Here is a 23771-nt window from a genome sequence, read left to right as displayed (position 1 = left end):
TGCCAACTCCCTTTACTAATTTTAAGTTAATCGTACCCTTTTACTTTACACCAAAACGGCCCAAACCACGAATCTTTTTGGTTTTCTTAAGAGCTCTAAGAAAGGGAAAAGTTTGTCCTAATTGTGGTAAAGCCTTAGCCCCCCATCCACCACTTTGTTTATACTTAGAGGCGAAATCATCGGAGGGGGTTTTCACATGAATGATGAAACGCCGTTACCACCACGGCAACCGCACTTTAGTCACCGACGCTGGTGGAAGTGGGTCGGTTTGGTTCTTTTTATCCTATTAATCGGTGGGGGGATTTACGGTTGGCGTGCCTACCATGCCGCGCAAAATACCTTTACCCAGACTTACCACGCCCTGCCCAGCAAGCCGAGTGATACGGCCATTACCAGTGGCAAACCGTTTGCCGTCCTACTACTGGGTACCGACACTGGCGCCTTGGGCCGGCACGACGTGGGACGTACCGACACCATGATCGTTGCAACGATCAATCCTAAGCAACAGACCGCTAAGCTGACCAGTATTCCCCGCGATACCCTGGTCAATATCTGGGGGAGCAACCAGGACGAAGAAAAGATCAACGCCGCCTACCCACTATACGGGCCAACTACTACGATCAAAACCGTGGAACATCTGGTCAACATTCCGATTCACTACTACGTTTTGCTGAACATGGGTGGACTAGAAAAGATGATCAACGCGGTCGGCGGGGTAACGGTCACCCCACCCTTAACGTTCCATTACGAACAGGCCAACGTGGTCAAAGGTCAGAAGATCCATCTCAACGGGGCACAGGCACTGGCTTACTCCCGCATGCGCCACGAGGATCCGTTAGGTGATTACGGCCGGCAAGCCCGACAACGCCAGATCATTAAGGCCCTGGTCTTGAAGGAAGCCGGCCTATCGTCACTGCCGCGTTACCAGTCCGTGCTCAACTCCTTACAAAACAACATGCAGACCAACCTGTCGTTTAAGGACCTCATCTGGTTACGTACCAAGTACGGCCATACCAGCCGGCACATTAAGTCCCAGACGCTTCAGGGACAACCGGCGACCATCAACGGCATCGACTACCAAATTGCCTCACAAAGCACTGTCAATAAAATTTCTAACGATCTACGTAAGTCCCTGAGTCTCGCCCCCGCAACCACTTTTCAAACGGATGCGTTGGCGCCCAGCGGCTTCTAAAGCGGACCAATCAAAAACAGGTTTTCTCGGTCTATGCCGGGAAAACCTGTTTTTTTACACTTGGCTGTTAATCTTCATCGGTCGCCTGTCGGGCTTGCCAAATGTGCCACCCGATAATCAGGATACTCAAATCCCCTAGGATGGTGCCCAACGCAATGATCAGATTCCCCGTAGCCGTCACCATCAAACTAGAAGTCGGCGCGATCCGGGCCATTAAAGCCAGTAGGGTCGTGATCCAAACGTCGGCGGTCAACGCGGGGAGCCACGATGCCGGCTGGCGACGTTGAACCCCCACGATTAACCCCGTCAGCGCCACGGCAAATGCTAGGAGAAAGAGACTACCCCCCTTGCGTGTCAGGTAAAACAACCCTGCCGCCGGGACCCACCGGGCCGCCACACTGAGCGCAGCCAGCAGTACCACGATGATGATTCCCCAACTAATGAGCCGACCGCGGGGACTGAATTTAGGCGCTAACCAGATGCCTAGCCCTAAGGCAATCACCAGTAGTCCGTACTGGACGGCCATTAGGGACGCCTGTAACGGCACGGCTGGTAGAATTGCAGTCGGTAAGATGATGCCGATGGTAAACAGAATAAAGGGGAACCACAGGTCACTGGTCAACCACCACGGTCGCGGCCAAAGCGTAGCCGTCAGGGTACGCACCGCTTCAGCCGGGGTGCCCCCGAAGAACTGACTGGCCTCTTCTTGGCGACTTTGAGCGACCAATAATCCCGTTAAAAGATCATGTAATTGGGCGTCACTGGTCCGTTTGGGTTGCTGGGCTAAGAGACTCGCTAGTTGGTCCCAATACTCACGGTTCGTCGGGGTCAATTGTTCCCGCAACGCCGCGTTTTGTGTTGTCATGGTTGGGCGATTTGCCACGAATGCCACTCCCTTTTTCGAAATAACTACTGTTCCCATCATAGGGAAAAACCGTCCGAATTACCACTAAGTTATGTTCAAAAAGGCTCGTAGGGCGGCAGACAATTAGCTGTTGCCTCATAAAAAAGGGGTCCGGAACCTCCGTCCCGGACCCCACTGATCGGCAAATCAGGTATTTTCTTGGCTAATGATTCTTAACAACTAACTCCAAAGCTGCTTCTAATTGGGCTTGCTGGTCGGTATCCAATTGATCGTCCGTGATGCACCGCTTGACGTTTTCCGCCACCACGACACCCATGATCCGTTCGACACTCGACCGCACGGCGGCCAACTGCGTCAGAATATCTTGACAATCCCGGCCTTCATCGACCATCTTCAGGATTCCCTGCAACTGACCGTCGGTGCGCCGTAACCGGTTCTTTAACCGGGTCGCTGTGGTTTGGACCATTAGGCCTGCACCTCATCTAATTTTTCATCCAGGTACTTTTTCAGCGCGGCCTTGGGATGATAACCAACCACCTTTTCCGTGGGGTAGCCGTTCTTGAAAACGACTAAGGATGGAATACTCATCACACCCATCTTCTGCGCCAGGGCTTGGTTCTGATCAACATCTAAGGACGCAAATTTTACTTGATCCCCGTATTCTTGATCCAAGTCTTCCAAGACCGGCGTCTGCATCTTACATGGTCCGCACCACGATGCCCAGAAATCCACCACGGTCACCGCCGTGTCATCACCGACATGTTCAAAGTCTTCACTGGTAATTGCTTGCATTTGATTGGTCCTCCTAGTTGAATGAATAATCTCATTATACCCCCAGGGGTATCCTTTGACCAGCTTTTTGTTTTGAGCTCAAAAAAAGTAGCGCGGCCCCCAGGTCACGCTACCCGTTTAAGTTGTGTTTTATGGTTGATCGGTTGGTTGTACGTGGTGCGCAGCGGCCGTTAAGTTCGGGTGATTATTGCCCCGTTGCGTTTCCTTTTCCACGGCCATTTGAGCGACCAGGTTCAGGTAGTTGAACGGATCATCAAAGTTCGGTTGGAACAGCATATCGACGAAGGACAGGTCATCAATCGTGTTGCGGTTTTGAATCGCAATCGAGATGGCGTTCGCCGATTGGGCCACTTCGTGCTTACTATAAAGTTGCGCCCCTAGGATTCGGCGACTATCGCGGTCATAAACCAAGTTGATGGTCAACTTGTCGGTTGATGGCATGTACTCTGGCCGCCAAGTACCTTCAAAGGTCACCATATCCGCATTAAAGTCGTTCTTCTGCGCGTGTTCCAGGGTCAACCCGGTTGAAGCCAGCGTGTAACCAAAGAGGTTCATGGCCGACGTCGCTTGGGTCCCCATGTACTGTTGGATGTTGCCAAAGACGTTAATGCCGGCTAACATCCCTTGCCGCACCGCGTTCGTGGCTAACGGCGTGTAGGCTGGCTTGCCCGTTGGGTTGAAGTTCACCACGCTGGCGTCCCCACAGGCGAAAATATCAGGGTTCGACGTTTGCACGTAGTCGTTGATGATGATGGCCCCGTGTCGGTCCATGTCAACTTGGCCCCGTAAGAGTTCGGTGTTCGGCACAAAACCCGTGCAGACGATGGCTAAGTCGGCCGTGTAGTCGCCTTGCGTGCTTTCAATGACTAATTCACCCTTGTCATCACTGGTAAAGGACGTTACCCGTGAATTCAGGTGAACCTTAACGCCCTTATCTTCTAACAGGTCAATAATCTTATCGGAGAAGTTTCGGTCGACGTAGTGATTCAACACGATGTCTCGGGATTGCAGTAACAGAACTTCATGATCGGTCCGCGCATAGCTTTCAGCTAATTCGGTCCCAATGTACCCGGCCCCGATAATGGCGATTCGCTTGTTATCCTTAGCCGTCTCGTAAATCGCCTTAGCCTGATCGTAGTTCTTGCACAGTAGCACCTTGTCTTCATCAATCCCAAAGATTGGTGGTACCGTCACCGTGGAGCCCGTGGCCATGATCAGCTTATCGTAAGTATCGTTGACCATGTCACCTGTGTCCATGTTAACGGCTTCTAACGTCTTAGCCGTCGCGTCAATCTTCAAAACGTTAAACCGCGTCTTAATGGTTGCCCCCAGCGACGTTAACTGCTCCGGCGAAGAATAGAACATGTCTTCCAAATGCTTCACTTGGCCGTCCAAATACAATGAAATCCCACAAGACAAGAACGAAACGTTGGTGTGTCGTTCATAAATGGTTACTTCAGTTTCGGGATGATCCCGTAAAATTTGTAACGCCGCATTCGTTCCGGCGTGTGTGCTACCCACAATGATGACTTTCATGTTTACCCTCCTACACGAAAAAAACGATTCTACCAGCAGTCTACTAGAAAGTTAGCAAAAGATAAACGACTTGGCCTGCAAAAGCCGGTGTTTTACCCCCAAAACCTCACACATTATCAAAAGTGACGGGCGTGTGTGCAAGATGCACCTAAAATAGTTGGGTAATTTAGCGTGAAAACTTATGATTCTGCGCTTCAATCCCGTCAATGACCACCAAAATGTGGTCAATACCGTAATTCTTACCTCCCCAACGCGGTTTAACCTACCAGTGATTCGAAATAGCCATTATCCTTAAGCATAACAGCTTTATCAGCAAACGGTCTAACCACTTTAAGTGAGTCGTTACAGTTCGCTTGCAAACTTGCGGTGAACTGACTATGATACCCATAGTTAGTTCGTGATACGTTCTGACCTTAAGCACTGTGATAGACAACGGGAATCACTGTCTATAGATGCACTCCCCCCAAAACAAGTGATTTATATGATCAGATTCCTAAATAAAAGCCCCGAACAATCCGCATGTTGTTCGAGGCTTTTTGCTAGTTTTAAGTAGTCATTTTAGGCGCCACTGGGTGCCGATGTGTTGCGTGAAACAGGAAATCGAAGACGAGTTCTTGCACGTGAGGATTGTCGTGCAACCGGCTGTGCTCTGCCGCCGCACCGCGAAACCCAACTTCCCGAAAACTCGCCGGCACCGATCCCAACAAGTACCGTAGTGACCGGGCCGAGGCCGTAGAGATGTAGCGATCCGAATGGGTCCCGTCGTTAATGTCGCCATAGATGTTCAACACGGCCGCCGTTGCCGGGAAATGTTGACGATCCCGGTACAGGTCCGCATAACTGGGCAGCCAGAAGTTCTTGGGGTACACGATCTTGGGCCGACCACTCGCCGCCAAAGAGTTGGTGTTGTGGCTTTCGTTCATTCCAATCACCCCGTTGAACGGTCCGGCAATCGTGACCAGCTTTTGCAACTGGGGTAACCACTCATCTTGCCCGTAGGCTTCGGCGTAAGCGACTAAGGCCACGCTCCCCGCGGAGTGACCCACAGCGTTATAGGCTTGGACCCCGTGTTGTCCGCGCAGGTAGATCATCACCTCGTGAAGCCAACGAACCTGAAAGGCTAACCGGGCCTGGTTGTTCCCAAACGTGATTTGAATCAGCGGATGGGCGACCGAATTATCCCATCGCCCGCTCACCTTTAATTTACCAGCATGTGTAATATGAATAGTTAACGGCTGATGATAGCCAAATTTCACGGCTGCCGTCAACATTTCCTTCATGGTCTTGGAACTGCCGCGCAGTCCGTGGACAAACAAGGTGGGCACTTGCGGCGTAATGGTCGGTCGTTGCCGTTGCCACCGAGCCAATTTTCGGTGGGTCCGTAACCGTCCAATTGCGCTGGTGGCACCCGAAATTACTGCTAGTTCTACTAAACTCAAATCCATTAAGCCGTTATCCTCCCGAAGCAATCCAACTGCCTCCACTAGGCGATGATCACTCGCTTACTTTCAGGGGACCCGACACCGCCAAGTCCCTCATCTGATTATCTCATAGTTCTATTATACGGCCAAATCATGGTTTGTCAGGTCTTTTTTCACCCGGGAGGGAAAGCTAACGGTTTTTGTAATCGCTTCCCTATAGCGATTTGTCACAAAAATGCCGGTCTAATTTAGCATATTTCGTTCAAGGTTTCAACTTGTTAGGGTCGCAAGTAACGCTTACCTTATTATTAAGATATTTATCGAACCAATCAATTGCGCCCAATCACAGGTAAGGGTTACACTACAGTCAAGTTAATAGCCGTGACGCTGTTAACTGAAGTTGCACCAAATTCTTATTATTCTTACGAGCGGAACTTAGCACTCCCCCAAAGTCTTAAACTCTGCTCGTACCCCCCTCAAGCCACGATAGCGCACCCGCCATCGTGGTTTTCTTTTAGTCTAAAACCTGCACGCCAATGCCAATCAGTCCCGGACCAGTATGCACCCCTAGCGCCGGTGAAACGTCGCCAGCGTACCACTGCAAAACCTGCGGGTAAGTCGCTTTTAACCGTTGGAGCACCTCCTCACGCAAGGTGGGATTCACCCCATCAACCACGGCGAGGTTCACCTTGGTGGCCGTACCGATACTTTGGGCCACCAGGTCCATTAACTTTTTTAAGGTGCGCTTCTCTCCGCGGACCTTGGCAATGGGGTAATAGACCCCCTGATCATCACAAGAGATGATGGGCTTCACGTTCAGTAAGGTCCCCGCCATCCCGGCAACTCGACCGATTCGGCCCCCAGCCTGCAGATATTTCAGGCTCGGCACGTAGAAGAAGACCTTAGTCTGCGCGGTCACCCGTTCGACCTCGGCCACGATTTGGTCAAAGGACAGTCCCTGATCCCGTAATTGCGCAGCGTAAATGGCCGCAAACCCACTACCGATCCCCACACTACGGGTATTAACGACGTGCACCGTTAGCGGAAAATCTGCCGCCAATAACTTCATCTCTTGATAGGTGCCGGAGAGTTTCGCCGAGATGCTCACGGCAATCACGTGGGTGTAGCCCGATGCCTGAATCTGTTCAAACGCTTCAATAATTCGTTTCCCCGTGGGGCTAGCCGTGCTGGCCGGTTCCGTGGCCTGCCGGCGGTAAAATTCGGCCGGCGTAATGGTTACCCGGTCCTCGTAGACGCGATCTCGAAAAATCACGTTCATCGGGGCCAACGCCATATCGGCGGCGTGGAGCACGTCGCTGGGAACGTCGGAACATGAATCGACTAAAATTGCAATTTTCTCTGCTGCCATATTAATGCCTCGTTTCTTAAATTTTCAGTTAGCTGGCGGACGGGAACTTACCCACCCGCTTGATTAAAACGATTATAACGCACTCACCTAGTTTTTGAAACTAGGTTATTTTATTTTATAAGCGACATCTTCTAATTAACGTCTAAACCATCAGGGCCCCCAAGTTTTTTTCATCTCGTTTGACACGTTTAACCGGTCCATATTTTTTCGAAAAAAGTTGTTGGCCACGCGGAACCGTTGCCATCCCGATAACTTATAATATTTTTACGGTAAAAATCTTTTTAGGGACTCCTAAATCAACGACACTAACAGTTGACATCCCGCCTAATTAGCTTATACTTACGGTTGAATTGATAGCGGGAGCGACGAGCGAGTTAATCGTCTGATGACCGGTCACCGGTCCCGTTGCCACGTAGAAAAGCAGCAGTCTACTGACTACCTGAATTTCTAAAACTGAATAGAAAAGAGGGGTTTTTCAATGAAAAATCGCGAAACCGATGCGAAAACCAAGCATCACATGCTCGAGTCAACGGGGTCCGGCCAAAAGAGTCTCGACGAAGTTAACGGGAGTGTGGATGTGCCGCAAAACGCCGGCTTCTGGCGAACCTTAATTGCCTACACTGGTCCGGGCGCCCTGATTGCCGTCGGGTATATGGACCCAGGGAACTGGATTACGTCAATCGGTGGTGGGGCCAACTACAAGTACACCCTGCTGACCGTCGTTCTGATGTCGAGTCTGATTGCCATGCTTCTGCAAGCCATGTCGGCTAGACTCGGGATTGTAACGGGGAAAGATTTGGCGCAACTCACCCGGGAACACACCGGTAAATTTACCGGGATCGTCCTGTGGATCATCACCGAAGCCGCCATTGTGGCCACGGATATTGCCGAAATTATCGGGTCTGGGATTGCCTTAGAGTTACTCTTCGGCTTCCCCCTGATTGTCGGGATCTTAATTACCGCCGCCGATGTTTTGCTCTTATTAGTCTTAATGAAACTAGGCTTCCGCAAGATTGAAGCCATCGTGGCGACGCTGGTTGCCGTCATTCTCTTCGTCTTCCTATATGAAGTGATTCTCTCGCAACCTCAGATGAGCCAAGTCTTAAAGGGGTACCTCCCCTCGACTCACGTGGTCACCAATCACGGGATGCTCTACCTATCCTTAGGAATCGTTGGGGCGACGGTGATGCCCCATGACCTTTACCTGGGGTCATCAATTTCACAGACCCGGAACTTCGACCGCAAGGACCGCAAGAGTGTGGCGCAAGCCATCCGGTTCACCACGATCGATTCCAACATTCAATTGACGTTAGCCTTCGTGGTCAACAGTTTACTGTTGATCTTAGGGGCCGCCCTCTTCTATGGCACGAACAGTGACTTGGGCCGTTTCGTGGACTTATACAACGCGCTGAGCAACAACCAAATCGTGGGGGCCATCGCCAGTCCGATTCTGAGTATGCTATTTGCCTTAGCCCTGTTAGCGTCCGGGCAAAGTTCCACGATTACCGGGACCTTAGCCGGTCAGATCATCATGGAAGGGTTCATCAACCTGAAGATGCCCCTGTGGGCCCAACGGTTGCTGACCCGGTTAATCTCCGTGACGCCCGTGGTCGCGTTTGCCCTCTACTATCACGGCAACGAAGCCAAGATTGAAAATCTGTTGACGCTTTCCCAGGTCTTCTTGAGTATCGCGTTACCGTTCGCCATGATTCCGCTGGTGCTGTTTACCAGTAACCGTAAGCTGATGGGCGAATTTGCGAACCGTAGTTGGGTCAAGTACCTGTCTTGGTTCGTCACCGTGGTGCTGATCATCTTAAACGTTTACCTGATTTTAAATACCATTGGCATCGTTAAATAAAGCCAATTTAAAAAGCATTTCACTCGTCTGGGTGAAATGCTTTTTTGCTGTCCTTATAATGCTTGTGGTCCGTACGTTTGCGTAGACGCTTGATACGTCAACGTGACCACGCGATCCGCCAAAGCCACGTGAATCGTCTGGTAGACCGCCGCATAACCGTGATGGGTCAGGGTGACCGTCACCTGATTGTGAGACACAGCCACCCGATAACCGTTCCATTCCCCGGTCTGGTATTTGAAATCCGTGCCGTTATCCTGGTAATGGTCGTAAGTCCCGTGGTCGCCGAATAACCGAAACGTCATCGCGGTATCCGGTTGGTCACCGATATGGCTAACCGCGGGCCCCCACGGTAACAAGGTGTTCTTCCGCACGAACAACGGTAACTTATCCAGTGGCGCATCTACCACGATGTCTTGTTGTCCGGCGTATTCCCGGTTATTCCAGAAGTCGACCCACTCGCCACGTGGCAGGTAAACCAACCGCTTCGTTTGCCCCTGTTGAACCACCGGTGCAACCAAGACGGTATCACCCACCATGTACTCGTCGTTAATCTCCCGGTTCCGGGGATCCTGGTCGTCGTTTAAAACCAACGGCCGCATAATTGGCAGCCCAGTCTGGGTTTCTTGGGCAAAGAGGTCGTAGAGGTACGGCACAAACCGGTAACGTAACTTCAAATATTTCCGATAAATACTTAACGTGGGTTCCCCGAAAACCCAGGGTTCCTGGTGGCGCGTGCCCATCGCCGCGTGATTGCGGAACAGTGGGCTAAACAGGCCCGCTTCGATCCAGCGCGTCAGCAGTTCCGGCGTGGTATCGGCTCCGAACCCCCCGATATCCGTGCCCACGAAACTAAACCCGCTCAACCCCAACGTGCACAATTGGGGAATCAACAGTTGCACGTGCGGCCAGATACTCTGATTATCGCCGGTCCACACGGTCGCGTACTTCTGCGTTCCCGCGTAGGCCGCCCGGGTAATCACGAACGGTCGCCGATGTTGCTGAGCCTTTAGCCCGGCGTAGGTCGCTTGGGCCATGTTGTGGCCGTAAACGTTGTGCATCTTCTTATGCGTGGCCGGACGATCCTGATCGGAGAAGACCACGTCGTTGGGAATCGGTCCCTGAAACGACGCCGGTTCGTTCATGTCGTTCCAAACGCCGGCAACGCCCAAGTCGGTCAAAAATTTAACGTTGTGGGCCCACCAATCCCGTACCGCTGGGCGGCCAAAGTCCGGAAAGGCTGCGTTTCCCGGCCAGACCTGGTTAATGTAGACCTGTCCGTTGGGGGATTTGACGAAATAATCGTTTTTGAGGCCCGTCGCGTAAACGGCATAGTCCGGATCCTGCTTGACGCCCGGATCGATGATGGGAATCACCCGAATGCCGCGCTGCTTAAGTTGGGCGATAAACTCGCCGGGACCAGCCGGGTACTTGTCAGTATCCCAGGTAAAGACCCGGTAGCCGCGCATGTAGTCGACGTCGAAGTGAATCGCATCGCAGGGTAGGTCGTTTTGTTCGAGATCGTCGGCAATCGCCTGAACTTCTTTTTGACTGGCGCTATACCCCCACCGGGACTGCTGGTAACCCAGCGTCCACTTCTGCGGTAACGGCGTTCGACCGGTCAGGTAGGTGTAGTTGGTCACAACGGCCTTTAAGCTAGCCCCACCTAAAATGTAGTAATCCAAGTTGCCCGCGACCACCGAATAGAAATAGTAGTGCGGACTTTCCTTTCCCAAGTCAAAATGACTCCGGTAGGGATTATCGAAGAACAGGCCGTACGGATGACCGTTCTTCAACCCCAACAACACCGGAATCGACTTGTAGAGCTTAGTAAAGGTTTCCAGGTGTGCGTCCGGGTTGTCACTGTTCCAGTTGTCGTATTCGTAGCCCCGTTTATCCAGGTAGCCGGGTTTATCACCCAGGCCGTACAGGTGTTCATCGGCGGCTAAGGCTTTGATGACCTGATACCCTTGGTCGCCCTGGACGGTGGCGCCGTTAATGCTGTGCCCTTCGGCTTCAACCAAGCGTTGGTGCACCTTGTCGACGCCCTTGTCGAGTAATTGCCGTTTCCCGCGATAATCAGTGATGAGCGGGTGACCCGCCGCATCGTCGACGTCCACGTGTCCCGTCGCATCCAGGTGCACGGTCAAAGCGGCGGTCGTGAGGTCGTAATGGTCGCCCTGATTGGTCACCGTAAAGGCGGTCGGTTGTTGTTTATCGCCCTCAACGGCGTAGGAAGTGCCGGGTTCGCCCCGGTCGCTAAAGAGATGAATGATACTAGCGGTCAGGACCGTGAGTTGTAAGTTGGTGGCAAAATTAAAGGTCACGGTCTGCCCGGTTTGCGTGTAAGTTGGTAAAGTAGTCATGTTAGTTGGATCCCTTCAACACAATGTTAAGTTGGTTGTCCTGCCCCCATCTTAGCAGTTCGTGCAAACGCTTGCAATACCGTTAAATCAAATAAAAAGCACCGTCCGTGAAGACGCTGCTTTTGGCCTGATTCGCAAATTTAAAAGAAGCAACTAGGCGCGTTGAGCCCCGTCGACCGTGAATTCGGCCCCGTTGGCAAACTTAGATTCGTCACTCCCTAAGTAGACACAGACTTCCCCAATATCCTTGGGTTCACCCATGTGGCCCACCGGAATGGTCTTGATCAACTGTTCCTTAGCCGCCGCTGGTACGATGGCGGTGTCAATCCAACCAGGGTGCACGGAGTTCACGCGGATATCAATGCCCCGGTGCGCTAAGTTCAACGCCGTGGCGTGCGTCAGCATCCGGGTGCCCCCCTTGCTGGCGGAGTAAGCGGGCGCGGTTGGCAGTCCCACCAAGCCCGCCACAGAAGACACGTTGATGATGGAGCCCTTGGCGTCGTTGGTCTTTTGCATCGCCTTGATGCCGTACTTTTCACCCAAGAAATTGGCGGTCAGGTTAATGTCGATGACCTTCTGCCAATCGGCTAATGACAGGTCTTCAATGATGGGACTCATGCCCCCGATACCGGCATTGTTCACCAGAATATCGAGCTTGCCAAACTTCGCTAGTGTCGCATCAATCACCTTCTGCCAGTCAGCTTCCTTGGCTACGTCTTGTTGGACGAACAGACTCACGTCGTCGCCAAACTTGGCCACGGCGGCCTTCCCACCATCCACGTTATGGTTAGCAGTCATGACCACTTTAGCGCCTTCGCGCACGTAACATTCCGCAATGCCTAAGCCGATACCAGCCACGCCACCCGTGATGATGGCCACTTTTCCGTTTAACCGATCTGTCATTTTCAAACTCACCCTTTCTTGAAGTGCTTACGTCTCAGATTAGCATACTCGGGGGTAAATTTAAAATAATTGGCACCGCTTACAGATTAATGGCCACCATGATTGCGCCAAAAAGCCGGGGGTAACCGAAAACCCCCGGCTCGTGAAACAGCTTAGTTTAAATGAAACGGTAAGACCAACCCACCAAATTCGTTTTCGTTCGGCCGGTCGCGCTTAACCACTAATTCCTGGTTAACGAAACTGGAAATTCCTTCGCGTCCCAATTCACGGCCGTAACCAGACTTCTTCACGCCCCCGAATTCGAGTTCGGGTAGGGAGCTGAAGAAGGTGTTGACGTAGACCTGTCCGGTTTCAATCCGGGAAGCCAACTGGGCACCGTAGTCCCCGGTGCCGGCAAAGACAATGCCGCCTAACCCGTAGTTGGTATCGTTGGCTACTTCAACGGCTTCATCGTCATCCTTCACCTTGTAAACCTGGGCTACCGGACCAAACATTTCCTTGCCGTACGCCGGGTTGTCCTTGGTGATATCCGTCAGGATGGTGGGCAAGAAGAACTGCCCGTCACTGGCTACCGGATCGTGCACGAAGGCCAACGTAGCGCCACCGGCCACCGCAGCGTCCACTTGGGCTTGTAACTTTTCCTTAGCCTTCTTGGAGTTCATCGGCGCTAACGAAGTGGTCGGATCCATCGGGTCACCCAGCTTAACGGCGGCAAAGGCCTTTTTTAAGGAAGCCAAGAATTCGTCGTAATGGTTTTCGGTAACAATAAACCGCTTAGACGAGGTGCAGACCTGACCGGCGTTGTACAACCGCGCCCGCGGGGCAATGCTGTTGACCATCGCCATATCGGCGTCGTGGGCCACGATAAAGGCGTCGGTCCCGCCAAGTTCCATGGTGGTCTTCTTCAGGTACTTGCCGGCCACTTCGGCCACGGCAGTCCCGCCCCGTTCGGAACCGGTCAACGCGACCCCCTGAACCCGGTCGTCGGCGACCACTTGGGAAACTTGATCGTAAGACAAGAACAAGTTGGTCAACGAGCCGGCTGGTGCCCCGGCCCGGCGAACGGCGTCTTCAAAGGCTAACGCCGAGGCCGGCGTGATGGCCGCGTGCTTCAGGACAATTGGGTCCCCAATCGCAAAGTTGGGTGCGAAGATCCGCATGATTTGGTAGTACGGGAAGTTCCAGGGTTCCACGGCCATCAACACCCCTAAGGGATGATTCTCTAACTGGGCGTCCCCGGCGATTGAAGCAATCTGCCGCGGTTGTAAGAATTCTTCGGCGTGATCAGCGTAGTACTCCGCAATCTCGGCACACAGAATCACTTCACCCTGAGCTTCGACAAAAAGTTTTCCCATCTCGGTGGTCAGAACCTTCGCCAGACTATCGGTCTCATCTCTAAAAATCTGCGCGAGCTTATGTAACACGGGCGTGCGCGTCGAAACGGGATCGTTGCGCCACTGCTTATAGAGGGCTTGGGCCTGAACCAAGGCCGCTTCAACTTCAGCATCGGTTGCTTCGGGATAGGTTTTCACAACTTCATTGGTATACGGATTCGTGGTTTGATAAGCCATTTGTGGTTCCTCCTTATCGGAACGCTGTGTTTTTTCACAATGTGTTCATTAGCTTGAAATCACTATACACCCAGGCGATAGAAAGCGCTATCATTTATACTTGTGATTTTAATTTCAAAAAGCAAAACGGCTCTTCACTAATTCCACCATGAATTATGGCCACAAAAAAAGCAAGTCCCCCACGGACCTGCTTTACCCGTTTAGCTTAACTTCCAACGATCCAAAATCCCGTTAAATAAGCGGTTGGCCGTCGTAATCTGATCTAAAACCGTCCGGGGACTGGCCTTAAACCCGTCGTTGGCCCATTTATTAATGATACCAATGGCCCCGGCCGCAATAAATTCAGCCGACGTGTCAATCACGTCTTCTTTTAAATAGCGGTATTCCGGCATGGCGTGCAATAAAATGGATAATCGCGCTGCCACGAATTCGTTCGTCGATTGCCGCCACACCCCATCATCATAAGGGTAGGCGTTCAAAAATAGCTTCGAGTGATCAGCAATGCGTTCAAACAATTGAATCGTTTCCGGTCGCCAATTTTCCAAGGTAATGGTTAACGGTTTTTCACGGCGCGGCGCCTCAACAATGAAGCGTTGATAGACAAACGCGAGGAGCTCGTACTTGTCCGCAAAGTAGTAATAGAACGTCTTCCGGTGTACTTCCGCTTCGTCCGCAATCTCGCGGACCGTAATTTTGTCAAACGTATTGTGGTTTAACAACGAAGCCAAGGACTCCGCAATTCGTTCCTTAGTCTCTGATGCAGCCATCGTGATACCTCCAATCATCCGTACTCTGGTTTTTCGGCCAGGGTAATTTCCCAACCATTCCCCGGGAATTAGTTGATCTAGCCAATCGCGTTGCGTATTGAATGTTGGCCACTCAACCGCTAAAATTTAAAATTCACAGATTAGTTAGCTGTTAACTCGTTATGTATATAAATGACATGCCTTACCCATTGAATAGGCCTAATTATAGCATAACTACTGTTCTATTGTACGACACTTTTGTGTACAACGAATAGTTAAACCGGAATTATTCCCGAAAAGTTAGGTGGGTCGTTTCTACCGCCGTGAAACTCCCGGACGCCTTTTATCCATAACGTTCCGCTTGTTTCTACATTGCTCGGTCAATCCCAACAATCGTGGCCACCATTCACTTATCAGGTGGCCAGTCAAATTAGCCCGCTGTTGTAACTGTTCCGAGGAAGTGCGGTACCCCGAAACGGAACCTTTTCCCCATTTTAGCATGCAAAAAGCGGGTAGGCTACCCAGCCCGCCCGCTTTTTACGTTTATTTTGTAATTTTTAGTGATACAGATCGAAACGACCCTTAGCAAACACGGTACTCAGGTGCGCACTCTCGAGCAAGGAGCGGTCCGTAATGATCTTCTTCAGCGCCGAAGCTGGGTAACCCTTGACTTTACGGTTACTGCCGCCAATCTCGCCGATTCCGTCCCGGTCACTCAACGACGCAACGGTCCCACTAGACTTGTAAGTAAACTTTTGGGTGCCACTTCCCCGCAATTGTAGGGCCACGTTCTTAGCGGCTTGACCACCAGCGGCTAACGCGATTTGGGCCGTCGTCGGGTATGGACGGTCGCTATCCGGGTCCATGACCGCGGAAACGTCGCCGACGATGTAGACTTCCGGATGATCCTTTAAAGAAAGATCAGGTTCAACCACGACCCGGTTACGCCGTTGATCGAAACCGGAATCAGCAATGACCTGCGAGCCACTCACCCCGACGGTCCACACGATGGTGTTGGCCGCTAATTCGTGTTCCTGGTCATCTTCATCGGTGTACACTACCGCGCCCGCCTTGATTTCGCTAATGGACGACCCCAGCTTCATTTCGACGTTGTGCTTGGCCATGAACCGCATCGCGTAATCGCCTAACGACTTATCAAACATCGGTAAGATACTCTTGGACCGTTCCAGACAAACCAGCTTGATGGCCGGCGTGTTGTAACGCGTTTGGAGTTTCGGGAGGGATTGGGTCAGCTCACCCAGTAATTCAATCCCGGTAAATCCGGCCCCGCAGACCGCCACGACCAAATCATTCGGATCCTGGCTCTCACCGTAGCCCTTGACCTTGTTTTGAATGTGTTGGTACACGGCTTCGGCGGTGGCCAAGTCATCCATCGGTAAGGCGTTTTCCGCCGCGCCCTTCAGGCCAAACGTCTCGGACTGAAAGCCCAACCCAACAATCAGGTAATCATAAGTAATTGGGTCGTGTTCCGCTAAAGTGACCTGCTTATGATCCACATCAATGTTGGTGACCGTGTCCCGGACAAAGTCGATTCGGTTGCCAATCACGTCGTTGATTTCGTACGTGATCTTGTCTGAAGCAATGGTCCCCGCTGCGACCTCGTGTAGGTTCGTCTTTTCGGTGTGCGTCCCCGACTTATCCACCAAGATAATCTGATTATCATTGGGTACCTCGCGTTGTAGAAACTTCACGGCGCGCATCCCTGCGTAGCCGCCACCCAGAACTAAAATCGTTGCCATATTAAACGACTCCTTTGTCATTAAGTTCTCCTCAAGACGGTCGGTCCGTGATACGTCACAAAACTAAACCGGTTACATTTTAAACCCAATCGCCACGTCCCCCCATTGGAACGACGACCTCACCATCTCGGGATGTTTAAATCTATTATACGGCTTATCACGTGAAAAACCATTCAAAATGGCTCCAATTGGCGAAAAAAGTTGTGCGCAATTCATTTGCCGGACTTCAGTGCAAAAAGTGAAGTCGTTTTAGCTGACAAATGCGTTGGTAACCGATAAGGTAGGCATTAGTTAAGTTACCTAAATATAGGAGGCTTTTTATTATGACAACTTTAGTCATCGGCGCGCACGGGCACGTCGGGCAACAAATCGTCCAGCAACTCGCCGCTACGGGGGAGACCGTTTACGGCGGGATTCGCAACGCTGAACAGGCCGCGACGATTCAACAACTCGGTGGTCAGGCGCGGACGGTTGATTTACTGGGCACCGCTGAAGCCCTGGTTCCCGCCATGCAAGGCGTGGACACAGTTGTTTTCTCCGCCGGTTCCGGCGGTAGCACCGGCGACGACATGACCCTAAACATTGATTTGGACGGCGCCATCAAGGCTATGCAAGCCACCGAGTTAGCCCACATCAACCGCTTCATCATCGTGAGTGCGCTGGGGACCGGCGATCGGACCTTCTGGGCCAAGTCGAGTATTCGTCCCTATTACGTGGCAAAGTTCTACGCCGACGAATGGCTCCAGCACCGCACCAACTTGGATTACACGATTGTGCGGCCGGGCCTGCTGACCAACGACGCCGCCACCGGTAAGATCACCACGAACCCGGCTAACGACGGCACCCGGCAAATCACCAGAGCCGACGTGGCGGCGACCGTGGCGGCCATCGTCAAGCATCCCCTACCGAAGCAAATCGTCACCATCGTCAACGGCGATACCCCGGTCAGCGATGCGATTAAAACCCTTTAAATCTAGACGAAAAAATCCGCATGCTCATTCGCTGCGGATTTTTTTAATGGCCAACAAAAAATCAGTAACGGTCCCGCCGCTACTGGTTCTTAATGGACTAGTCTGCTGTTTGGTTTGGAGGAGAAACTTGAGGGGGAGAAACTAGGGAAACTTTAGAGGGGAAGAACTGGGGGTTATTTCAGTTGGCTGTCGCGGTGCTGCTGATCCAGATTCAGTGCACTGGCATCAACCGCCGTTTGAACCTGCGTCGAAAGTTGCTTGGCACTGGTCCGCTTGAGGTGGATTTTCGTCATTTCAATGGTTGCTGCGGGCCGATCGTTTAACGTGATCGTCGCTTGGACGGGTTCCGCCGTGACCGTAGTCTTAGTGGCGGCGGAAGCCCCCGCGGAAGTTGCCAGCAGCATCGTTGCCGTCATCGTCCCGAGCATTACCTTTTTGATCATTGACGTTAATTTTTTCATATTTACCACTCCTCAATGGATTTGTTAGTGTCGAGCTGTTCGCTTTCGATGTATTAGTTATACCATCGGACGCCCCACCAAATCTTGAAGCTTCTTTAAGCTTAAAATATGAATTTCTTATTTTCGACTTAGGCAAACATGCTAAAATACGGCTAAACCCACTCATAGCAACGGATTTATCTCCCTAAGTCGGCTGTTTATTTTTAAGTTTAACGGCTAAAATCCCTAACTTACTAGTATTTGTTAAGCTCTTCGAGGTAAGCTTTATCTATTAAGGGGTCCAATGCCCCGTCACTATTCTCGTCACTAAAGGAGTTTTTCCCAATGAAAAATACCATTTTATTAGTTGAAGATGAAGAAGGCCTCGCCAGTTACGTGGCCAAAGAATTAACGTTTGAAGATTTCCAGGTCCTCACCGCCGCCGACGGGGAAGCCGCCTGGGACACCTACCAGCAACATAAAGACGAACTTCTATTAGTGTTGCTCGATTGGATGCTCCCCAAGATGGACGGGATGGAAGTCCTGCGTCGCATCCGCAAGCACGACGACCTGCCCGTCATCATGATGACCGCCCGCGATTATCTGGGCGACAAGGTCACCGGCTTAGACAACGGCGCCGACGACTACATCACCAAGCCGTTTGAAATCGAAGAACTGCTAGCCCGCATCCGGGTCATTCAACGGCGCACCGCCCACCAAAGCGGCCTGGATCAGACCTACCGCGTGGGCGACCTGACCCTAGTCACCAAGACCCGGCAAGTCACCCGTGGCGATGAGACCTTACAACTCACCCAGCGAGAATACGATCTACTGCTCTTCTTAATGCGCCATCCCGGGCAGGTCTTCACCCGTGACGAACTGCTCGATAACGTCTGGGGCGTCGACTTTCTGGGGCAACAAAACGTGGTCGACGTGTACATCGGCTACCTGCGTAACAAAATCGACGTGGCCGATCTCCCGCCCCTCTTTCATACGATTCGCGGGGTCGGTTACAGTTTAAAGGAAGCGGATGACTAATGAAAAAAGTGACCCAACCACCACGTTCCTATGCGGACATCATCCGACGGTCATTTACCAGTCTTTTGTTGACCATCGGCTTAATTATCGTGTTGACCGTCTCCGTCACCTTAACGGTCGATCAGCTGGTCCGGGCGCAAGAACAGGCGGCCCGGTTAAGTGCTAACCTTAAGATCACCCAGGTCAGCAACTTTCAGGATTGGCTGACCGTTAACCGGGGGAGTGGGCTGAACTCCCACAACACCTTTATTCTGATCAAAAATACCGACGGTTCCACCACGTCGCTACTCCCCAATGGGAAAAATCCGACGCTGACCGGCAGCTGGCAGGTGCCGTTCACCCACCTCATTTACATCAAGAAGATGGGGTTATACTTCTCGGAAACGTTGACCGCGGGTAATAAATCTTACCTACTCTACATCGGCATGCACGTTTTACTGGGCAACCTGCACGTCCTGATCGCCGTCTTAATCATCGCCATCGGTCTCAGCTTATTAATTGGTCTCCTCTTCGTGCGCCGCTTGGCCAACCGGATCAGCAAACCCACCATCGAACTAGCCCACGCGGCCCAGCAAGCAGCGGCCAATCCCGAGGTTACCCAACCCAAGTTGCCCCAACCCACCGAACCGGTGGAAATTGGCCAACTCGCGAAAGATTTCAACCAACTTTTGGCCGCCCAAAACGACCGCTTACGCCGCGAACGCCAATTTATTTCCGACGCCTCGCACGAACTTCGGACACCCATTGCGACGATTCGGGGCAATATTAAATTAATTGAACGGCACAGCGACAAGCATCCCGAGGTCATCCCCGAATCGTTGGGGTTCATCGACCAGGAGTCCCTACGAATGCAACACCTGATTGAAAACTTGCTCCACCTGTCACGCGCCGACCGCGCCGACGTTGCCCTGGAAGCCCTGGACGTGGCGGCCTTAGCCCAAGGCGTGGTCAACCATTACCAGCCGCTAGTGCCGCAACCGTTAACCTTTCGTGGCCCGGATCAACCCGCCATGGCGCTGGGGGATAACGACATGCTCCACCAGATTTTAACCGCCCTGCTGGACAACGCCCATAAATATTCACCAACCGATCAAGCCATCACGGTCACCGTCGCTCAAACCACCAACGCCGTCACGTTAGCCGTTGCCGACCTGGGCCGGGGCATTTCCGCCGAAGACCGGCAACACATCTTCGAACGGTTCTACCGTGTTGATACCTCTCGTTCTAACCAAGTGGAAGGTAGCGGTCTGGGCCTATCGATCGTCGCTCAACTGGTCCAACTCAATCAGGGGAAGATTGTCGTCACCGACAATTCCCCTCAGGGCACCATTTTCACCGTGACCCTCCAAGCTGCTCCCCAATCCTAAGAAATTCTCAGGAAATCCTTAACGAAAAGCGATAACTCTCAGCTGATTTTTCCGCTATACTGAATCTATCAACTGAAAGGAAGCGTCTTAATATGCTGATTGATAACAACCCGCACATCCACACCATTACCCCCGCCCAGATTACCAAGGTGTTCTACCCATACGTGATTGCGAAGACGGAAGCTGGGCGTTACGTCAACATTAACCTGAGCGATAAGGAACGGCGGGACCCCCTGTTTTGGGAATCCATCTCCAACATCGCCAAGGCCAAGTTATGGGTCCCGGTGGGCGAACGGTTCCACCAACTCTTATCGTACGACTGGATGTTGGTCTAAAATTTAAATCGAAACCACAAACGCCGCTCGGCATCACCGGGCGGCGTTTTTTCTGTCAGACAAGCTAATTTTCTTTAATCATCACTATCCGGAATATCCTCGTTATTTTCCATCTCATGAACCTGACCGTACTTGGCTGGATAATTCATAATGATTAACGTGGCCACTTTGTGATTCGGCAGAAACTCTACCGTGTAGCCAATCTTGACCGGCGTGAAGTAGTTGGCCGACGTGATGCCGTCGATGCCATAGGCGCCTTCATCGGGACCATTATGGTATTCCAAGTTCATGTACGACGACCACCCCTGATTCGTTTCCCGCATATACATGACCTGATAGCGGTTCGGTCCGTACCCAAAGTGGACGATGCCGTGTTGGCGCAACAACTTTTGCAGTAAAACGTTATCCGGGCGATCACCCGGATCGTCATCTTCAGCCATCCAGGCCGAGACGGCATTTGGGTTCGCAAAGGGCGCGGGCAGCAGGACGTTTTTCATCAGGTATTGGGCGAAGGCCGTGTACTGCGGATCAAGCGTGGCCCCGTGCCCCAACTCGGCGACCGCCTGTTGGGCGGGCGAATCAGGCAACGGCGTCTGGTGGGTAAAGTCGGCTAACGTGAGCCCTTGGGTGGTGCTAGACGGAGTCGATCGGGTGGCACCGCTGGGCTCTCCGGGAACCAAGTACCCCCGCCAAATCCAGCCGGCCGTGGTCTCGTTTTGGTTGTGGACGTGATAGTAGATGTCTTCTGTCTTGGTGTCACGGTTGTACAGCTTTTCGTGGGCGTCCGTGATCCAGGTCACCCCGGTCGTCGCCTGGTTTAACCCATACCGCACGCCTAGGTGTTCGGAGTACCGCGCCCCGGTCGCCCGGTTGTGGTAGACGTGAGTGCCCATCCGAGCACGCCAAATTAAGCGCACGCTCGCGGACCGGGCCGCCGAATAATTACGACCATTGGCCGAAGCTGGAACCGTCGCGCCCGCCCACAGGCCAACACCAGCTAAACCGGCTAATCCTAATTGCATGACTTTATTCATTCTAAGACTCCCTTCACTGAGCAGTGTAGTCAGTCTGCACCATCAAGGTCGCCTGAGGGACCTAGACTTACCCGGTTTGAACGGTCGGTCAATCATGCCGCTGCTTAACTTAACGGGTGATGGATTTCTCACCAACGCTATCGTCGCCATACAAAAACGAGTCTCCAGCCCAGAAATAACTGAAAACCCGTTTTAAATGTTTAATTTTAATCAAATACACCGATAAATAGTGCCAAACCAACTCGTCTCGTTCATTGAAGGGTTCTCGCCTAAGTAAAGACTCACGCTAGTGTAAGCTGGAGGGCCAGTCAAAAATGGGCTCAGGGGTGAAATTTGTCTTAGTCGGCGTTTCTAGCCGGCTCGAACCTCAGACACAGGCCGATCTTCAAGACCTGATTCACGGGCTTGAAGCCGTGCCCACCCCGTTCCAGCCCGTTTCTGACTGGTCCGGAAGCGAATTTCTCCCTCCCAATGAATGGCTAGTATTCGTCCGGTGCCTTGTCGGAAGCGTTGAATGGTGACGGGTTCAACTTGAATTCATCGTCCGCCGGAATACCCGCGTCGTTCAACTCGCCGTTGGATTTGTGCAGCGTGACCGTCCCGTAAGCCGGGACCGTGACGTTTTGCCAGTTAGCGCCGTCCCCGTTGACCGTGACCGCCGCCGTCAAGGGTTGGTCGGTCGGGTTGTACAGGTGCGCCGTGATGTCACCGGTCGGGCTCAAGAAGGCCACGGAACCCAAGCTACCGGAGTACCCGTCCTTGGTGTAGTTGGTCGAACCAATCACCTTAGAGCCGACCGGTACGTCTTGACCGAAATTGCGCAACATGAAGTATTCCAAGTTCCGTTGCACTTTCCCGGTGGTGTGATCGATGGTCACGACCCCTTCACGCCCGGTCGAATCGGCGGCGTTTGGCAAGCCCCGTTCGTCTAAGGCCAGATTCCACAGGGTAATCATGTTCAGCCCGTTGTGGACCAGCCAGTTACCGATGACGCCAAACATGATGTTGGCGGCTTCCTTGACGGGATCGGTCATCATGCAGCGCCGTTCGGTCATCACGACCTGCCAGTTTGGAAAGGCGCGACTGGCCTTGTAGAAGTTGTCGTACGGCCCAGAGTAAGTGTGCACGGCGATGCCATCAAAGGCGGCCGCTTGGGCTGGCGTCACTTCGTCGGTAATCGGCTTGGTGATGGCGTGGAAACTGTCATCTAATAAGTAGAGTTTCGTGTCCGGGTAAGCCCGGTTCAAGGCTGGCCGTAAGTAGTCGTAGCCAAACTTCGCCAGTTCGGGCACCGTCCAGATCATGGCTGGCCAGTGGGCGGCGTTGGACGGTTCGTTTTGGATCGTCAAGCCGTAAATCGGAATGCCCAACTTGCGGTAAGCGTCGATGTAGCGAATAAAGTATTGGGCGTAGATGTATTCGAAACGGTTTTCTTCGGTAAACCCGTTACCGGTGAATTGACCGAAACGTAACCGGCCCCCGTGCGTCAGGTGCTGGGTGTCCTTCATCCAAGCGGGTGCGGACCACGGCGACGCAATCACCTTCACGGCTGGGTTGATCTTTAAGATCTCTTGTAAGACCGGCACAATGTGCTTCAAGTCCTTAGTGGCGTCCTTGGCCCCCGGTTGACCCTCGCCAATCGAAAACTTTTCCAGGTTGGCGTCGTGTTCCCCGGCAGGAACGTCGTCGTAGGTGTAAAAGTCTTGGCTCTGGAAGTCACACGAGCCTAACGGTACCCGGACGCTGGAAAAGCCCCCTTGTTCGGGATCGAAGAGTTCGTGGAGTAACGTGTCGCGTTGTTGCGCGTCCATGACGTCCCAGATCAAGTAGGCCGCCGAATCGGTGATGGCCGCCCCGGCCCCTAACCAATCCTGGTGCTTGTCGGTGGGATCGATAATGATCTTTTTGGCGTCCGCCGCAGCGTCCTGATAAGTTGGCGTGGCCACGTGATCACGACGTTGGGTCAAATCACCCGCGGTTGCCGTCCAAAATTCATTTTTAAACTTTTGCATACCCATATTCCTCCATTGGATTCCATCCGGCCGAAAGGAATCCTTTAGTCTTAACAGCCGGCCAACTGTGCGTTTTCATTGATTTACAGCTTTAATTGTAATCGTTTTCACAGTCATCGTCCATAGCCATCGCTACCCTGAATTTGTCCAAATGGAAACTTCTTATTGTATTGGCCGAAACGACCTGCTAGGCTGAAG

The 23771-nt window shown here is 52.4% G+C and carries 20 protein-coding genes; 6 read left to right on the top strand and 14 right to left on the bottom strand.

Going from position 1 to position 23771, the window contains the following annotated elements:
• Window positions 1-196 precede the first annotated feature (196 nt).
• Complete coding sequence (locus tag FD25_RS04470) at window positions 197-1192, top strand: LCP family glycopolymer transferase (protein WP_057801753.1); 996 nt, start codon at window positions 197-199, stop codon at window positions 1190-1192.
• A 67-nt stretch (window positions 1193-1259) separates the two neighbouring features.
• Here the strand turns inward: FD25_RS04470 and FD25_RS04465 are convergent, their stop codons facing one another.
• The 6 genes from FD25_RS04465 to FD25_RS04440 form a co-directional block, all read right to left on the bottom strand.
• Window positions 1260-2075 (bottom strand): DUF1129 domain-containing protein, encoded by an 816-nt coding sequence (locus FD25_RS04465; RefSeq protein ID WP_235807915.1) that lies wholly within the window; start codon window positions 2073-2075, stop codon window positions 1260-1262.
• A gap of 184 nt (window positions 2076-2259) precedes the next feature.
• Window positions 2260-2523, bottom strand: a complete 264-nt coding sequence (locus FD25_RS04460; protein WP_057801751.1) for a metal-sensitive transcriptional regulator — start codon at window positions 2521-2523, stop codon at window positions 2260-2262.
• Window positions 2523-2849, bottom strand: coding sequence for a thioredoxin (trxA, locus tag FD25_RS04455; RefSeq protein ID WP_057801749.1), 327 nt, complete (start codon window positions 2847-2849; stop codon window positions 2523-2525). Before trxA ends, FD25_RS04460 begins: the two co-directional genes overlap by 1 nt.
• A gap of 129 nt (window positions 2850-2978) precedes the next feature.
• Window positions 2979-4385, bottom strand: a complete 1407-nt coding sequence (locus FD25_RS04450) for an FAD-dependent oxidoreductase (RefSeq protein ID WP_057801747.1) — start codon at window positions 4383-4385, stop codon at window positions 2979-2981.
• 545 nt (window positions 4386-4930) lie between these two features.
• Window positions 4931-5830, bottom strand: coding sequence for an alpha/beta hydrolase (locus FD25_RS04445; protein ID WP_146999921.1), 900 nt, complete (start codon window positions 5828-5830; stop codon window positions 4931-4933).
• Between the two features lie 490 nt (window positions 5831-6320).
• Window positions 6321-7175 carry a DegV family protein gene (locus FD25_RS04440; protein ID WP_057801743.1) on the bottom strand — a complete coding sequence of 285 codons (855 nt, stop codon included), beginning with the start codon at window positions 7173-7175 and terminating at the stop codon, window positions 6321-6323.
• 478 nt (window positions 7176-7653) lie between these two features.
• On the opposite strand from FD25_RS04440, the gene FD25_RS04435 reads away from it, so the two are divergent.
• A complete protein-coding gene (locus FD25_RS04435; RefSeq protein ID WP_057801740.1) occupies window positions 7654-9033 on the top strand; it encodes an Nramp family divalent metal transporter in 1380 nt (459 codons plus the stop codon).
• A 53-nt stretch (window positions 9034-9086) separates the two neighbouring features.
• Here FD25_RS04435 and FD25_RS04430 read toward each other — a convergent pair whose 3' ends face one another.
• The 5 genes from FD25_RS04430 to FD25_RS04410 form a co-directional block, all read right to left on the bottom strand.
• Window positions 9087-11396, bottom strand: a complete 2310-nt coding sequence (locus FD25_RS04430) for a glycoside hydrolase family 31 protein (protein WP_057801738.1) — start codon at window positions 11394-11396, stop codon at window positions 9087-9089.
• Window positions 11397-11549: 153 nt separating this feature from the next.
• Window positions 11550-12299 (bottom strand): glucose 1-dehydrogenase, encoded by a 750-nt coding sequence (locus tag FD25_RS04425; protein ID WP_057801736.1) that lies wholly within the window; start codon window positions 12297-12299, stop codon window positions 11550-11552.
• A gap of 152 nt (window positions 12300-12451) precedes the next feature.
• Window positions 12452-13870 (bottom strand): NAD-dependent succinate-semialdehyde dehydrogenase, encoded by a 1419-nt coding sequence (locus FD25_RS04420; protein ID WP_057801735.1) that lies wholly within the window; start codon window positions 13868-13870, stop codon window positions 12452-12454.
• Between the two features lie 200 nt (window positions 13871-14070).
• The gene (locus tag FD25_RS04415) at window positions 14071-14637 is read right to left on the bottom strand and encodes a TetR/AcrR family transcriptional regulator (RefSeq protein ID WP_057801732.1); all 567 of its coding nucleotides are present in this window, start codon (window positions 14635-14637) and stop codon (window positions 14071-14073) included.
• A 536-nt stretch (window positions 14638-15173) separates the two neighbouring features.
• On the bottom strand, window positions 15174-16376 hold the full coding sequence (locus FD25_RS04410; protein ID WP_057801730.1) for an NAD(P)/FAD-dependent oxidoreductase: 1203 nt from the start codon (window positions 16374-16376) through the stop codon (window positions 15174-15176).
• A 323-nt stretch (window positions 16377-16699) separates the two neighbouring features.
• Here FD25_RS04410 and FD25_RS04405 point away from each other — a divergent pair, with 323 nt between their 5' ends.
• The gene (locus FD25_RS04405; RefSeq protein ID WP_057801728.1) at window positions 16700-17347 is read left to right on the top strand and encodes an SDR family oxidoreductase; all 648 of its coding nucleotides are present in this window, start codon (window positions 16700-16702) and stop codon (window positions 17345-17347) included.
• A 173-nt stretch (window positions 17348-17520) separates the two neighbouring features.
• Here the strand turns inward: FD25_RS04405 and FD25_RS04400 are convergent, their stop codons facing one another.
• The gene (locus FD25_RS04400) at window positions 17521-17808 is read right to left on the bottom strand and encodes a hypothetical protein (RefSeq protein WP_057801727.1); all 288 of its coding nucleotides are present in this window, start codon (window positions 17806-17808) and stop codon (window positions 17521-17523) included.
• 324 nt (window positions 17809-18132) lie between these two features.
• Between FD25_RS04400 and FD25_RS04395 the strand changes: the two genes are divergently transcribed.
• The 3 genes from FD25_RS04395 to FD25_RS04385 all read left to right on the top strand — a co-directional run bounded on the left by FD25_RS04395 (window position 18133) and on the right by FD25_RS04385 (window position 20527).
• The gene (locus FD25_RS04395) at window positions 18133-18825 is read left to right on the top strand and encodes a response regulator transcription factor (RefSeq protein WP_057801725.1); all 693 of its coding nucleotides are present in this window, start codon (window positions 18133-18135) and stop codon (window positions 18823-18825) included.
• A complete protein-coding gene (locus tag FD25_RS04390) occupies window positions 18825-20192 on the top strand; it encodes a sensor histidine kinase (RefSeq protein ID WP_057801724.1) in 1368 nt (455 codons plus the stop codon). Before FD25_RS04395 ends, FD25_RS04390 begins: the two co-directional genes overlap by 1 nt.
• A 92-nt stretch (window positions 20193-20284) precedes the next feature.
• Complete coding sequence (locus FD25_RS04385) at window positions 20285-20527, top strand: hypothetical protein (protein ID WP_057801721.1); 243 nt, start codon at window positions 20285-20287, stop codon at window positions 20525-20527.
• Window positions 20528-20601: 74 nt separating this feature from the next.
• On the opposite strand, the gene FD25_RS04380 is transcribed toward FD25_RS04385, so the two are convergent.
• Entirely contained in the window at window positions 20602-21561 is a 960-nt protein-coding gene (locus tag FD25_RS04380; RefSeq protein WP_057801719.1) for a hypothetical protein, read from the bottom strand.
• A gap of 479 nt (window positions 21562-22040) precedes the next feature.
• Window positions 22041-23573 (bottom strand): glycoside hydrolase family 30 protein, encoded by a 1533-nt coding sequence (locus FD25_RS04375; RefSeq protein ID WP_057801717.1) that lies wholly within the window; start codon window positions 23571-23573, stop codon window positions 22041-22043.
• Window positions 23574-23771 lie beyond the last annotated feature (198 nt).

Source organism: Levilactobacillus acidifarinae DSM 19394 = JCM 15949, from assembly GCF_001434835.1.
GTDB classification, from domain to species: Bacteria; Bacillota; Bacilli; order Lactobacillales; family Lactobacillaceae; genus Levilactobacillus; species Levilactobacillus acidifarinae.
The sequence above is the reverse complement of the archived record's forward strand: the minus strand, read 5'-3'. Positions and strand labels throughout refer to the sequence as shown.

Bases quoted from the DNA above. Each gene is read 5' to 3' on its own strand.
- FD25_RS04470 (WP_057801753.1), top strand. From the start codon at position 197: ATGAATGATGAAACGCCGTTACCACCACGGCAACCGCACTTTAGTCAC.
- FD25_RS04460 (WP_057801751.1), bottom strand. From the start codon at position 2,523: ATGGTCCAAACCACAGCGACCCGGTTAAAGAACCGGTTACGGCGCACC.
- trxA (WP_057801749.1), bottom strand. From the start codon at position 2,849: ATGCAAGCAATTACCAGTGAAGACTTTGAACATGTCGGTGATGACACG.
- FD25_RS04450 (WP_057801747.1), bottom strand. From the start codon at position 4,385: ATGAAAGTCATCATTGTGGGTAGCACACACGCCGGAACGAATGCGGCG.
- FD25_RS04445 (WP_146999921.1), bottom strand. From the start codon at position 5,830: ATGGATTTGAGTTTAGTAGAACTAGCAGTAATTTCGGGTGCCACCAGC.
- FD25_RS04440 (WP_057801743.1), bottom strand. From the start codon at position 7,175: ATGGCAGCAGAGAAAATTGCAATTTTAGTCGATTCATGTTCCGACGTT.
- FD25_RS04435 (WP_057801740.1), top strand. From the start codon at position 7,654: ATGAAAAATCGCGAAACCGATGCGAAAACCAAGCATCACATGCTCGAG.
- FD25_RS04430 (WP_057801738.1), bottom strand. From the start codon at position 11,396: ATGACTACTTTACCAACTTACACGCAAACCGGGCAGACCGTGACCTTT.
- FD25_RS04425 (WP_057801736.1), bottom strand. From the start codon at position 12,299: ATGACAGATCGGTTAAACGGAAAAGTGGCCATCATCACGGGTGGCGTG.
- FD25_RS04420 (WP_057801735.1), bottom strand. From the start codon at position 13,870: ATGGCTTATCAAACCACGAATCCGTATACCAATGAAGTTGTGAAAACC.
- FD25_RS04415 (WP_057801732.1), bottom strand. From the start codon at position 14,637: ATGGCTGCATCAGAGACTAAGGAACGAATTGCGGAGTCCTTGGCTTCG.
- FD25_RS04410 (WP_057801730.1), bottom strand. From the start codon at position 16,376: ATGGCAACGATTTTAGTTCTGGGTGGCGGCTACGCAGGGATGCGCGCC.
- FD25_RS04405 (WP_057801728.1), top strand. From the start codon at position 16,700: ATGACAACTTTAGTCATCGGCGCGCACGGGCACGTCGGGCAACAAATC.
- FD25_RS04400 (WP_057801727.1), bottom strand. From the start codon at position 17,808: ATGAAAAAATTAACGTCAATGATCAAAAAGGTAATGCTCGGGACGATG.
- FD25_RS04395 (WP_057801725.1), top strand. From the start codon at position 18,133: ATGAAAAATACCATTTTATTAGTTGAAGATGAAGAAGGCCTCGCCAGT.
- FD25_RS04390 (WP_057801724.1), top strand. From the start codon at position 18,825: ATGAAAAAAGTGACCCAACCACCACGTTCCTATGCGGACATCATCCGA.
- FD25_RS04385 (WP_057801721.1), top strand. From the start codon at position 20,285: ATGCTGATTGATAACAACCCGCACATCCACACCATTACCCCCGCCCAG.
- FD25_RS04380 (WP_057801719.1), bottom strand. From the start codon at position 21,561: ATGAATAAAGTCATGCAATTAGGATTAGCCGGTTTAGCTGGTGTTGGC.
- FD25_RS04375 (WP_057801717.1), bottom strand. From the start codon at position 23,573: ATGCAAAAGTTTAAAAATGAATTTTGGACGGCAACCGCGGGTGATTTG.